Origin of the sequence: Flavobacterium limi, from assembly GCF_010645075.1 — a bacterium.
In the GTDB taxonomy this organism is placed as follows: Bacteria; Bacteroidota; Bacteroidia; order Flavobacteriales; family Flavobacteriaceae; genus Flavobacterium; species Flavobacterium limi.
The window spans coordinates 300,393-314,052 of record NZ_JAADZV010000003.1 but is presented as its reverse complement, the minus strand read 5'-3'; the positions used below and the strand labels follow the sequence as shown (position 1 = coordinate 314,052).

At 31.5% G+C, this 13,660-nt stretch carries 12 protein-coding genes; all 12 read left to right on the top strand.

Going from position 1 to position 13,660, the window contains the following annotated elements:
- Positions 1–28: 28 nt before the first annotated feature.
- The 12 genes from GXM16_RS08520 (at position 29) to GXM16_RS08465 (ending at position 13,655) form a co-directional block, all read left to right on the top strand.
- Complete coding sequence (locus GXM16_RS08520) at positions 29–1,036, top strand: mannose-1-phosphate guanylyltransferase (RefSeq protein WP_163393969.1); 1,008 nt, start codon at positions 29–31, stop codon at positions 1,034–1,036.
- Positions 1,037–1,048: 12 nt separating this feature from the next.
- Complete coding sequence (gene rfbB, locus GXM16_RS08515) at positions 1,049–2,095, top strand: dTDP-glucose 4,6-dehydratase (RefSeq protein ID WP_163393968.1); 1,047 nt, start codon at positions 1,049–1,051, stop codon at positions 2,093–2,095.
- A 49-nt stretch (positions 2,096–2,144) separates the two neighbouring features.
- Positions 2,145–4,565, top strand: a complete 2,421-nt coding sequence (locus GXM16_RS08510; protein WP_163393967.1) for an SLBB domain-containing protein — start codon at positions 2,145–2,147, stop codon at positions 4,563–4,565.
- Positions 4,566–4,671: 106 nt separating this feature from the next.
- Positions 4,672–5,736 (top strand): Wzz/FepE/Etk N-terminal domain-containing protein, encoded by a 1,065-nt coding sequence (locus tag GXM16_RS08505; RefSeq protein ID WP_163393966.1) that lies wholly within the window; start codon positions 4,672–4,674, stop codon positions 5,734–5,736.
- Positions 5,737–5,771: 35 nt separating this feature from the next.
- Positions 5,772–6,959: a UDP-N-acetylglucosamine 4,6-dehydratase gene (locus GXM16_RS08500; RefSeq protein ID WP_188726535.1), complete on the top strand. Its 1,188-nt coding sequence runs from the start codon at positions 5,772–5,774 to the stop codon at positions 6,957–6,959.
- A gap of 2 nt (positions 6,960–6,961) precedes the next feature.
- Entirely contained in the window at positions 6,962–8,107 is a 1,146-nt protein-coding gene (locus GXM16_RS08495) for a LegC family aminotransferase (protein WP_163393965.1), read from the top strand.
- Positions 8,097–8,723, top strand: a complete 627-nt coding sequence (locus tag GXM16_RS08490; protein ID WP_163393964.1) for an acetyltransferase — start codon at positions 8,097–8,099, stop codon at positions 8,721–8,723. The genes GXM16_RS08495 and GXM16_RS08490 overlap by 11 nt, the downstream gene beginning before the upstream one ends.
- A 2-nt stretch (positions 8,724–8,725) precedes the next feature.
- On the top strand, positions 8,726–9,748 hold the full coding sequence (neuB, locus tag GXM16_RS08485) for an N-acetylneuraminate synthase (protein WP_163393963.1): 1,023 nt from the start codon (positions 8,726–8,728) through the stop codon (positions 9,746–9,748).
- A complete protein-coding gene (neuC, locus tag GXM16_RS08480; protein ID WP_163393962.1) occupies positions 9,745–10,857 on the top strand; it encodes a UDP-N-acetylglucosamine 2-epimerase in 1,113 nt (370 codons plus the stop codon). The genes neuB and neuC overlap by 4 nt, the downstream gene beginning before the upstream one ends.
- The gene (locus tag GXM16_RS08475; protein WP_163393961.1) at positions 10,844–11,893 is read left to right on the top strand and encodes a nucleotidyltransferase family protein; all 1,050 of its coding nucleotides are present in this window, start codon (positions 10,844–10,846) and stop codon (positions 11,891–11,893) included. The genes neuC and GXM16_RS08475 overlap by 14 nt, the downstream gene beginning before the upstream one ends.
- On the top strand, positions 11,893–12,909 hold the full coding sequence (locus GXM16_RS08470; protein ID WP_163393960.1) for a Gfo/Idh/MocA family protein: 1,017 nt from the start codon (positions 11,893–11,895) through the stop codon (positions 12,907–12,909). Before GXM16_RS08475 ends, GXM16_RS08470 begins: the two co-directional genes overlap by 1 nt.
- On the top strand, positions 12,909–13,655 hold the full coding sequence (locus tag GXM16_RS08465) for a cytidylyltransferase domain-containing protein (RefSeq protein WP_163393959.1): 747 nt from the start codon (positions 12,909–12,911) through the stop codon (positions 13,653–13,655). Before GXM16_RS08470 ends, GXM16_RS08465 begins: the two co-directional genes overlap by 1 nt.
- Positions 13,656–13,660: the final 5 nt, after the last annotated feature.

Genomic DNA, 13,660 nt, shown 5'->3' with positions numbered 1-13,660 from the left:
TTAAACTCTTTTTTTTTTATTTAAAAAAATGGAAGAAAACAATTTAATCACGCATGTTATATTAACCGGTGGTGTAGGTAGCAGATTATGGCCGCTTTCCCGTAAAAGTCAGCCTAAGCAATATTTGGAAATATTTGATGGTAAATCTTTATTTGAAATGACTGTTGAACGAAATAGTTATTTAGCAGATAATGTAATGGTCGTTGGAAATGTTGATAACCATCATTTAAGCGGTAAGGTAATGGAAAAATCTAAAACTTCATATATCAATATCGTTGAGTCTACTCCTAGAAATACGGCAGCAGCAATTGCATTTGCAGCTTTTGCTTCAAATCCAGACGACATACTAATAGTAACCCCATCAGATCATATTATTGATAAAATGGAAGAATATAATAATGCGATACGTCAGGCAATTTTAAAAGCGAAGGAAGGTTTTATCGTAACTTTTGGAATTATTCCAACCAAGCCAGAAACAGGTTATGGTTATATAGAATCAAAAGGTGATAAAGTGATTTCATTTAGGGAAAAACCAAATGAAACAACTGCTAAAGATTTTATTGCAAAAGGTAATTTTTTATGGAATAGTGGAATGTTTTGTTTTAAAGCCAGTGTACTTCTGGATGAGTTAAAACAGTTTCAGCCTGAAGTCTATGAAAAATCCAGAATAGTCTGGGAGTCAAACAAAGACGGGTTTTTAGATTTAGAAACATCTTTAGAGATTCCATCAATTAGTATAGATTATGCTGTGATGGAGCGCAGTAAGAAAATTAAAGTAGTGCCTGCATCATTCTCCTGGTCTGATTTAGGTTCTTTTGAATCAGTCTACGATTATTTGGTTTCTAATGGCCACCCAATTGATAAGGATGGTAATATGGTTATAGGCTGTGATAAACACACTACTTTCTTGGGAGTAAAAAATACGATTTTTGTATATACAGATACGGCTAATTTAATTTTACAAAAGGAAAGCTCTCAGGATGTAAAAGATATATATAGTGAGTTAGAAAAACAAAATTCAGAGTTATTAAATTAAATTAAATTCGAAATGAAAAAAATACTTATAACGGGTGGTGCAGGATTTATTGGTTCACATGTAGTGAGACGTTTTGTAAATAAATATCCTGAATATCAAATTTACAATTTAGATGCTTTAACTTATGCCGGTAATCTCGAGAATATTAAAGATATAGAAAATCAGCCTAATTATAATTTTGTAAAAGGTGATATTGTTGATGAAACTTTTATTAACCAACTTTTTTCAATTCATAATTTTGACGGAATATTACATTTAGCAGCAGAATCTCATGTTGACAGATCAATCGAAGACCCATTGGCATTTGTGAAAACAAATGTTATTGGAACCATGAATCTGCTTAATGCAGCTAAAAAACAATGGAAAGATAATTTCGAGGGAAAGAGATTTTATCATATCAGTACAGATGAAGTGTATGGTTCTTTAGGCAATGAGGGGCTTTTTACAGAAACCACGCCATATGATCCAAACTCACCATATTCAGCTTCAAAAGCTAGTTCAGATCATTTTGTGCGGGCATACGGAGAAACCTATGGTTTGCCATATGTTTTAACAAACTGTTCAAATAATTATGGATCATATCATTTTCCTGAAAAATTAATTCCACTTTTCATCAATAATATTATCAATAATAAACCATTACCTGTTTATGGGGATGGTAATTATACTCGCGATTGGCTTTTTGTTGAAGACCATGCTATTGCTATTGACTTAGTTTTTCATGAAGGAAAAAACCATGAAACGTATAATATTGGCGGTTTTAATGAGTGGAAAAATATTGATTTGGTTAAATTATTATGCCAGATTATGGATGAAAAATTAGGAAGAGAAAAAGGGAAATCCCAGGAATTAATTACTTATGTAAAAGACAGGCCAGGGCATGATTTACGTTACGCAATTGATGCTTCAAAAATTAATAAAGAACTCGGCTGGAAACCCTCAGTAACTTTTGAAGAAGGTTTGGAAAAAACCATTAATTGGTATTTAGAAAACGATGAATGGCTAAAAAATGTAACCTCTGGTTCTTATAAGGATTATTATAAAAAACAATATTCTTAAAATTTTATTCTGATTTGAATTTCTTATCAAAATCAAAACATCATTAAATATGAAAAATATTACAGTTCTTGTTTTATTGTTTTTTACTTTTTTTACTTTTCAGTTAAATGCTCAGGATTTAATGAAAGCAAGTGATTTGAGTACTTTAAAAGTCGATTATTTATCTGATAGCGATATTGCTAAAATAAGAACTCAACTGCAAAATAATAATATGACAATTGAGCAAGCCGAGTCTATGGCTTTATCCAAAGGAATGAGCGCTGCAGAATTTTCAAAGTTAAAGAAAAGAGTAAACGAAGGATCAGTTAGTATTTTAAATAAAAAAAATGATGAAAAGACTTCTGTAAATAAAAAGGAGGCAGGACGTATTCAGGATAAAATTGTAAATAATAAAGTTAAGGACTCTGTAAATGCATTAATATTCGGATCTGAATTATTTGATAATCCTACTTTAAATTTTGAACCAGACTCAAATTTAGCTACTCCTGTGAATTATGTTTTGGGTCCAGGTGATGAACTTCAGATAAGTGTGTACGGAGTACAGGAATATAATGCCAGTATACCCGTAAATGTTGAAGGAAAAATATCCATTCAATATGTAGGACAAATTTCCGTTTCAGGAATATCTATTGAGGCTGCTACTCAAAAAATTAAGGCTGCAATTGCAAAAGTCTATAGTACTGTAAGATCAGGTCAGTCACAAGTTAGTGTTAGCTTAAGCAGAATAAGAACTATTAAAATTACTATTGTAGGCGGTAAACAACCCGGGAATTATTCAATTTCATCATTGGCAACTGTCTATAACGCATTACATCTGGCCGGAGGACCGGGGAAAAACGGCAGTTACAGAAATATTGAACTAATTAGAAATAACAAGGTTTATAAAAATGTTGACATCTACCGTTTTTTAGTTAAAGGAGATCAGTCTGACAATGTAAGTTTAAAAGAAAACGATGTGATTCGAATTCCGGTTTATACCCAAAGGGTCACTGTAGAAGGTGAAGTTAAGAGGCCCGGGATTTTTGAAATGAAAAAAGGTGAAAAATTTTCGGATTTGCTAAATTTTGCTTCCGGCTTTAATGAATTTGCATATACAGCATCAGTAAATGTTTTGCAAAAGACAGGAAAAGAATTTAAGGTTCATGATATTAACGAAAGTGAATTTTCGTCATATGTACCGCAGTCAGGAGATGTTTTCAGAATCACAAAAATTTTAAACCGATTCGAAAACCGTATAAAAATAGAAGGAGCTGTATTCAGACCGGATTATTATTCATATAATGAAGGAATGAGAATTTCAGACCTTATTACCAGAGCTGAAGGGCTTAAAGAAGATGCCTACACTAAAAGGGCAAGAATTATTCGTTTAAAATCTGATTTAACGACTGAAATAGTAAATGTAAATTTAGAAAGTGCTTTAGCGGGAGATTTAAATGCAGATATCGAATTAAAAAGAGAAGACGAAGTGACAGTATATTCCATTTTAGATTTTAGAGAAGAATATAAAGTTACTATTGATGGAGAAGTAAAAAACCCAGGAGAATATGCGTTTTATGAAAATTTAACATTAAATGATTTAGTCGTACAGGTTGGAGGATTAACCGGGTCTGCTTCAAAAAGAGTAGAAATTGCCAGAATGATAAAGTCTGATGAAATTGATGATGCTAATCCAAAACGTATTGAATTGGTAGAATTAGAAATTACTGCGGATAATAATGAGCAGGTAAAAAACTTTGCCTTAAAACCTTTTGATGTTGTTAATATCAGAAGAATGGCAGTTTATGAAAAACCACAAATGGTAACAATTAGCGGGGCAGTTTCATACCCGGGAAAATATGTATTAGCTAACAAAAAGGAATCTGTCTATAATATAGTAATGAGGGCTGGGGGACTAACTTCTGTTGCGAATTTAGAAGGAATGAAAATTAAAAGACCAATTAAGCAGGAACAAATTGATCAAATAGAAAGAGTAGATTTGAACTTAGCTAAAAATGATACTTTGAAAGAAGATCTTGCTAAAAAATTAAAAGACGAACTAAAGTATGTTACTATTCCTGTTGATTGGAAAAAAATTGTGAAAGATAAAGAACATTATTCTAATGTGACTTTGTTTCCAGATGATGAAATAGAAATTTTGACATTAAATGAAGGAGTTAAAGTAACAGGTAATGTTTTGTTAAACTCTGAAATTCCCTATAGAAATGGTAAAGGTTTCAAATATTACATCAACGCAGTAGGAGGAGTTGATAGCAAGGGATGGAAGAAAAAAGCCTATATTATCTATCCTAATGGAAAGGCAGCAGTAACTGGTTCCTTTTTATTCTTTAGATCATATCCTAAAGTAACACCTGACTCTCAAATTGTAGTTCCGGAAAAACCCGAAACTAAAAAATTATCTACAGGAGAATGGGTAAGTATTGGAAGTGTTATTACTAGTTTGGCATTACTGATAGTTACAGCTTTTAAGTAGGTCTTTTTTGATTTTATCTTAGCGAGCTCTTAGAGCTTAGATTATAAGAATGAATCATAGAATATAATAGATAATAAAAACGATTCAGAATGAAACATATATAAGCATGAATGAACAAAATCTTAACGACGAAATATCATTAAAGATGTTATTTCAAAAAGGGAAAGAATGGTGTTGCTATTTGTTGTCGAAATGGAAAATTATTGTTTTGGCAGGAGTAATTGGTGCGGTTTTGGGATTAGCTTATTCATTTTTTAAAAAACCTGTGTATACAGCTACTTTAACCTTTGCATTGGAGGATGAAAAAACAGGAGGTATGAGTGGTGCTTTAGGATTGGCGAGTTCTTTTGGTTTTGACATAGGCGGAGGGGGCGGTACTATATTTACAGGTTCCAATTTGAATGAGTTGTTTAAATCCCGTGCTATGGTAGAAAAGACCTTATTAACACCGGTTAATGTCAACGGGAAAGAGATTTCTTTAGCAGAAATGTATATTCAGGACAATGAGTGGAGAAAGGCTTGGAATGATAAACCTAAATTTAAAAATATTCAATTTTTACCTAATAGCAAGCGTAATTATTTCACCCGTGTACACGATAGTATATTAGGGGAGATTTATAAAAATTTGTCAAAATCTTCATTGTCGGTAGCTCAAAAGGATAAAAAAGTAGCCATTATATCAATGGATGTATCATCTAACAACGAATTATTCTCATTGTATTTTTGTGAAGCGCTTGCAAGGCAAGTTGGTAAGTTTTATGTAGATACCAAAAGCAAAAAAGCACGAATGAACATGGAAATTTTAGCACATCAGGTTGATTCTGTACGTGCAGAATTAAATGCTGCTATTACCGGTGTGGCTATTGCCAATGATAATACTTTTGGTTTGAACCCGGCTCTTAATGTTCGCAGGGCTCCTTCAGCCAGAAGACAGGTTGATGTGCAGGCCAATACAGCTATACTTACAGAATTAGTCAAACAATGTGAATTAGCTAAAGTGGCACTGCGTAAAGAAACACCTTTGATTCAGATCATTGACCGCCCAATCTTACCATTGCCTAAGGAGCGTTTTGGAAAAGCTAAAGGGATTGTTTTTGGAGGGTTTTTGGCTGGACTTTTTACTGTTGCTTTTTTGATAGTAAGGAAATTTTTGAAAGTGTTAAATGCTTAATTATCGAAAGTTATATTTAATAAACTAAAATTATAATGAATATTTTAAAACTAATAGGTAGAGAAGAAGAGATTTTTTATAAGGATATTCTAAAGTATGAAAATGAATTGTCTGAAATTATTAAAAATTCCTCGTTTTTAGTTATTGGTGGAGCAGGCTCTATTGGTCAGGCTGTGACTAAAGAGATATTTAAGCGTAATCCAGCTAAATTACATGTTGTTGACATAAGCGAGAATAATATGGTAGAATTAGTTCGTGACTTACGCAGTTCTTATGGATATATTGATGGAGATTTCCAAACTTTTGCGCTTGATATCGGATCGATTGAATATGATGCCTTTATTAAATGGGATGGTAAATATGATTATGTCCTAAATTTATCTGCTCTAAAGCATGTTAGAAGTGAAAAAGATCCTTTTACTTTAATGCGTATGATTGACGTAAATGTTTTTAATACAGACAAGACATTAGAGCAGTCAATCGAAAATGGTACTAAGAAATATTTTTGTGTATCAACTGATAAAGCAGCTAATCCTGTTAACATGATGGGAGCTTCAAAAAAAATTATGGAAATGTTTTTGATGCGTAGAAGTGAGCAAATTAAAATTTCAACTGCTAGGTTTGCGAATGTTGCCTTTTCCGATGGATCATTATTACACGGTTTTAATCAACGAATTATAAAAAGACAACCAATTGTGGCTCCAAATGATATTAAACGGTATTTCGTTACTCCGAAGGAATCAGGAGAGCTATGTTTAATGTCGTGCATTTTTGGTGAAAATAGGGATGTTTTTTTTCCTAAGTTAAGTGAAACGTTGCACTTAATTACATTTGCTGATGTTGCGGTAAAATATTTGGCAGAATTAGGATATGAAGCTTATCAGTGCGAAACAGAACAAGAAGCAAGAGATAATGCAGATGTTTTAATTGAACAAAAAAAGTGGCCATGTTTATTTACAGTTAGTGATACTACAGGTGAAAAAGATTTTGAGGAATTTTTTACCGAAAATGAAGTGTTAGATATGGAACGGTTTGAAAATTTTGGACTTATAAAAAATGAAGCTAACTTCGAGCATGATAAGCTGGAAAATTTTTCAATGAAGATAGCTAATATGAAATCAAGTAAGGTATGGAATAAAAATGAAATCCTTAATTTGTTTCATATAATGATTCCTGATTTTGGACATAAAGAAACCGGAAAGTATTTAGATTCAAAAATGTAGTTATGACTGACACTATTAATTCTACTATCTCTTTTATAAAAGAACAATATAAAACAGAAAGTTTCATACCTCTACATATTCCTTATTTTGGAGGAAATGAAAAGAAATATCTAATTGAAACTATAGATTCTACTTTTGTGTCCTCTGTTGGTCCGTTTGTTGATCAATTTGAAAGCATGATGCAAGATCTAACAGCTACTAAAAAAGCTGTTGCGGTGGTTAATGGAACGGCTGCTATTCAGGTAGCATTGAGACTATTAGGAGTCAAGTCTGGTGATGAAGTCTTAACACAGGCACTAACATTTGTAGCTACTGCAAATGCTATAACATATCAGAATGCAACACCTGTTTTTATAGATGTTGATTTAGATACTATGGGCTTATCACCTAAATCAGTTTCTCTATTTTTAGAAGAATTCGGTGATTTACGTGAGGATGGTTGTTATAATAAAAAAACAGGCAAAAAAATAAGTGCTTGTTTACCTATGCACACTTTTGGTTTTCCTGTTCATCTAGATGAATTAATGAAGGTATGTGAGGTATGGAAGATTCCTATTCTTGAAGATGCAGCAGAGTCATTAGGGAGTGAATACAAGGGCAAACCAACCGGAAGTTTTGGTAAGCTGGGTGCTTTTTCCTTTAATGGGAATAAAATAGTTACTTGTGGAGGAGGAGGTGCTATTGTTACTAATGATTTTGGTTTAGGAGAGAAAGGAAAGCATCTTACAACAACTGCAAAAGTACCCCATCCTTATGAATATGTTCATGATGAAATGGGATATAATTTTAGGATGCCTAATTTAAATGCAGCTTTGGCATGTGCCCAATTAGAACAGCTCGAGGGGTTTTTAAAAAACAAGAGAAAATTAGCAAAGGATTATGAATCTTTTTTTTTAAACCAAGGAATAAAATTCAGAACTGAAATTCCAAATACTAAAGCAAATTATTGGTTGATGTGTGTTGAGTTGGAAAATAGAAAAGAACGAGATTTGTTTTTGAAAACTACAAATGAAGATGCAGTGATGACCAGACCTATATGGCAACTTATGTATCGTTTACCGATGTACCTAAATTGTCAACGAGATAGACAGCTTAATGCAGAATTTTTAGAAGAAAGAATTGTTAATATACCAAGTAGTGTCAGATAGCGAAGTCATTCTTGTTGGATATTCTGGCCATGCTTTTGTCGTTGCAGAAACAGTTTTGGAGAATGGTTTTAGTATTGTTGGATATTCAGATAAAGAAGAATCAAATTCGAATCCTTATAATTTAACTTATTTGGGATTTGAGAACGAAAGTGATTTTATCGGATGGACATCAAGCGAAATTCGTTTTGTATTAGGTATTGGAGATAATAAATTGAGACAGAATATTGCAAAACTAATTGAAGAGAAGGGAAAGTTAACTCAAACAATTATTCATAAAACTGCTCAGATTTCAAACAACGCTATAATCGGTTCAGGTACTTTTATTAATAAAAATGTAACTGTCAATTCATTAGTGAAAGTTGGAAATAATGTAATCTTAAATACCGGATGCATTATTGAGCATGAATGCAATTTACTTGATGCTGTTCATATTGCACCTGGAGCTGTATTAGCAGGAAATGTTAAAGTTGGCGAAAGAAGTTTTGTAGGGGCTAATGCAGTGGTAAAACAAGGTATCATAATTGGAAAGGACGTGGTAATAGGTGCAGGAGCAGTTGTCATAACTAATATCCCAGATGGAAAAAAAGTTGTTGGAAATCCGGGAAAAATAATATAAATATGGATAAAGTAATTATTATAGCCGAAGCAGGGGTTAATCATAACGGTGATATTCATATAGCAAAAAAATTAATTGATGCTGCAGTTAATGCTGGAGCAGATTATGTGAAATTCCAGACTTTTAAAGCAGATAATTTAGTTATTAAATCTGCTAAAAAGGCTACTTATCAGAGTGTAAATATCAACGATGGTGATGACTCTCAGTATTCAATGTTGAAGAATCTTGAATTAAGCCACGAGGATCATTTAGAATTAATGTCTTATTGCACCGAAAAAAATATTAAGTTTTTTTCAACAGCATTTGATATTGAAAGTATAAAATATCTAAATGACTTGGGGTTTTCTTTTTTCAAAATCCCAAGTGGGGAAATAACAAATTATCCATATTTAAGGGCTGTAGCTTTGTGCGGTAAACCTGTGATTGTGTCGACAGGTATGTGTTCTGAAAAAGAAATTGAAAATGCTTTAGAAGTACTGATTAAATTTGGAATGGAAAAAGAAAAAATTTCGATTTTGCATTGCAATACAGAGTATCCAACACCCATGAAAGATGTTAATCTTAAGGCAATGTTATCTATAAAAGATAAATTTCATACACAAATAGGATATTCTGATCATACTCTTGGAATTGAAGTTCCTATTGCAGCTGTTGCATTAGGTGCAAAAATTATAGAAAAACATTTTACTTTAGACAGAACATTACCAGGACCAGATCATGCTGCATCACTCGAGCCATACGAATTAAAAGAAATGGTAAAAACAATTCGTAACATTGAATTAGCTTTGAGTGGTGATGGGGAAAAAGTGCCAAGTGAAAGTGAGAAAAAGAATATTGTTATTGCTAGAAAAAGCATTTATCTTAATAAAGATTTATCCATTGGTCATATTATAACTGATAACGATCTTATTTCATTACGACCTGGTGACGGTATATCTCCAATGGAATGGGAAAACGTAGTTGGTAAAAAATTGATTGCTAATAAAATTAAGTTTGATAAACTTTTATTTTCCGATATACAATGAAAATAGGTGTTTTAACAAGTTCTAGAGCTGATTATGGTATATATTTACCTTTGCTTCAAAAAATTAAAAAAGATACATTTTTTGAAATGGAAATCATTGCATTTGGTACTCACTTATCTAGATTGCACGGATATACATTAAAGGATATTAAAAATGATAAATATAATTGCGTTCACACAATAGCATCCTTAATTTCAAACGATGATGAACAATCGATTTCTACATCTTATGGTATAACTGTTTTAAAATTTGCAGACTTTTGGAAAAGTAATTCCTATGATTTGGTATTGTGTCTGGGAGACAGATTTGAAATGAGTGCAGCTGTGCAGGCCGGTATACCGTATGGTATAAAATTTGGACACATACACGGAGGTGAAACCACTCTGGGAGCTATAGATAATATATACAGACATCAAATTACTTTAGCAGCTACGCTTCATTTTGCAGCAACAAATAACTTTAAAGAAAAAATAGTTTCCTTATTAGGAAGTACTCTGAATATATATTGTGTTGGATCAATAAGTTTGGATAATATTGCTTCCTTTTTGCCAATAGAAAGAGAAATTTTTTATAATAAATTCGCTATTCCAAATGAGGACTATGTTTTAGTAACATTTCATCCTGAAACAATGTCATTATATGATAATAATCAATATGCAGAAGAAATGGGTAAAGCTTTGAAAAAGATTTCTGAGGATAAATTTCTAGTAATTACAATGCCTAATGCAGATACTCAAGGAACCATATATAGACAGGTTCTTGAAAAATTACAAAAACAAATTCCTAATAGAATTTTGTTAATTGAGAATTTTGGAAAAACTAATTATTTTTCGGCAATGTATTATGCTAAAATGTTGCTTGGTAACACTTCCAGCGGGATTTTAGAGGCAGCCTCGTTCAAAAAATATGTTGTTAATGTTGGGGATAGACAAAAAGGAAGAGCACAAAGCAGTAACATTATAAATTGCAGGTTTGAAGAGGAAGCAATTCTCTCTTCTGTTAAAAAAGCCGATGCAGCTAAAGCTTATAATGGGGACAATATTTATTATAAAAGTAATGCAGTAGATAATATAATTAAAATCATCAAAGATTTTTATGAGAGTATATAAAGACCATTTAATTCCTTCAAAGAGTAAAGTTAAAGAAGCATTACTTCAATTTGACAAATTGTCTCCAGATGCAATTCTTTTCGTAGTGGATGATGATTATAAATTAATTGGTGCGCTTACCGATGGCGATGTAAGACGAGGATTAATCAAAGGTTTTACGATAGATAGTTATGTAGACGAAATAATACAAGATAATCCTAGATACATTACCAGAGGAGAAAATAATTTATCGAAAATTATTGAATACAGAGAAGGTGATTTTAGAATTGTTCCTGTAGTCGATAATAATTATCAAGTAGTGAATGTTATTAATTTTAGAAAAATAAGATCTTATTTGCCCATTGATGCAGTTATTATGGCAGGAGGTCGGGGGCAGCGTTTACAGCCTCTGACGGATTCTACTCCAAAACCCTTACTGAGAGTTGGAGGTAAAGCGATAATGGAACATAATCTTGATCGTTTGACTTTGTTTGGGATTGATGATTTTTGGGTATCACTAAAATACTTAGGCGAGCAAATAGAAGATCATTTTGGTGAAGGAGCAGATAAAAATATCAAAATAGAATATATTTGGGAAAATGAACCTCTAGGGACTGTTGGTGCTGTTTCCAAAATTAATAATTTTAAACATGACTATATTCTAATTACTAATTCAGATTTACTGACTAATGTTGATTATGAAGAATTTTTTCTTGAATTTATAAGACAAGATGCTGATTTGGCAGTTTTAACAATCCCATATCAAGTAAGTATTCCATATGCCGTTTTGGAGATAAATAATGAAATTGTTAAAAGTTTTAAAGAAAAGCCTACTTATACTTATTATTCAAATGGTGGAATTTATTTGATAAAAAAGGAAATGTTAAAGTTTATACCTCAGAATACTTTTTTTAATGCAACTGATTTAATGGAGGAGATGATTAAGAATGATTTAAGAGTAATATCATACCCATTTATTGGGTATTGGCTCGATGTCGGAAAGCATGAGGATTTTGAGAAGGCACAAAAAGATATAAATTATATAAAATTTAAATAATGAATAATTTTATACTTGTTATTGGCTTAGGTTCGATGGGTAAAAGAAGAATTAGAAATTTACAAGCTCTTGGAATTAAAAACATAATTGGTCTTGATAATAGAAAAGATCGTCGCGACGAATCTTTAGAGAAATATCAAATTGGTGTAGTAAGCAGTTTTGAAGAAGCTATAGGTAGTTATAAATTTGATGCATTTGTTATATCATTGCCTCCTGCTATTCATCATGTTTATATGAAGAAGTCTTTAGAACTGCATATTCCAGCATTTATTGAAGCCAGTGTTCTTGATACAGATTTTGAACAAATGATTAAAGAAGGAAATGATAAAGGGATTTGTTTAGCTCCCTCATGTACCTTGTTTTTTCATCCAGCAATAAAAAAAATTGCAGAATTTGTACAAAACGGAGAGCTTGGTAAAATATCCAACTTTTTATATCATTCAGGGCAATATTTACCCGATTGGCATACTTATGAAGACGTGAGTGAATATTATGTTTCTAATAAAGAAACTGGAGGAGGTAGAGAGATTGTTCCTTTTGAATTGACATGGATTACTTTAATATTAGGTTTTCCTAAAAGAGTAGTTGGTTTTTACAAAAATACAATTCAGATAAAAGGTGCGGATGATATCGATGATACCTATAATTTATTAATGGATTATGGTCAATTTATATTTAATCTATCAGTTGATGTTGTGTCAAGATATGCAACTAGACGCTTGGTAATTAACGGGGATAAAAAACAATTGTACTGGAACTGGGATGATAATATGATAAAAATATTTGATCCAGAGACAGGTAATTGGAAAGAAATAAAATATGAAACAATTTCCGCTCAAAGTGGGTATAATAAAAATATTACGGAGCAAATGTATATAGATGAAATGTCTGCCTTTTTAAAAGCTATAAAAAAGGAAAATCGCTTTCCAAATACTTTAGAACATGATCATAAAGTTTTAAAAGTATTATATGCTGTTGAAAATTCAGATGATAATAATATTGTTAAAAAAATGTAATGGTTGGAATTTTTATAACTGCAAGATTAGGATCTAACAGATTAAGTGAGAAACACTTAATAAAAGTAGATGAAAAACCATTAATCAGGTATCTTGTTGAACGTTTTTCTGTTGCATTTAAGCAAAATATTGAAAAAAATGAGATAAAATTATTCATCGCCACTTCTGTAAAATCTGAAAATAAAAAATTTGAAGAAATTTTTAATTCAAATGAAGTAGAAGTATTTTACGGATCTGATGAAAATATTCCTTTTCGACATTTGCAATGCGCGCGTGAACACAATATAGATTATATAATTTCAATCGACGGAGATGATATTTTATGTTCTACTGAAGCAACAAGGTTAGTTATAGATAGTTTGTTGAATGGATCTAATATGGTTTATACTGTAGGTTTACCTTTAGGTATGAATGCTACTGGCTATAGTAAAGCTTTTTTAGAAAATTCACTAAAAGGGATTGAATCTAATAAATTAGAAACAGGGTGGGGAAAAATATTTGACAAAGATCAAATTGATGTAATTCAATTAAAATTTGAGAGTGATATAGCAAAAATTAGAATGACTTTGGATTACGAAGCAGATGCTGATTTTTTTAAGGCTATAATATCAAGTATTGATGTTTTAAATGTGCCAGATAATAAATTAATTGATTTAGTAATAAAAAACAAGTGGTCACAATTAAACAGTCATCTTGATGATATTTATTGGTCAAATTTTAATAAACAAAAACAAGAGGAAAATTAATTTTT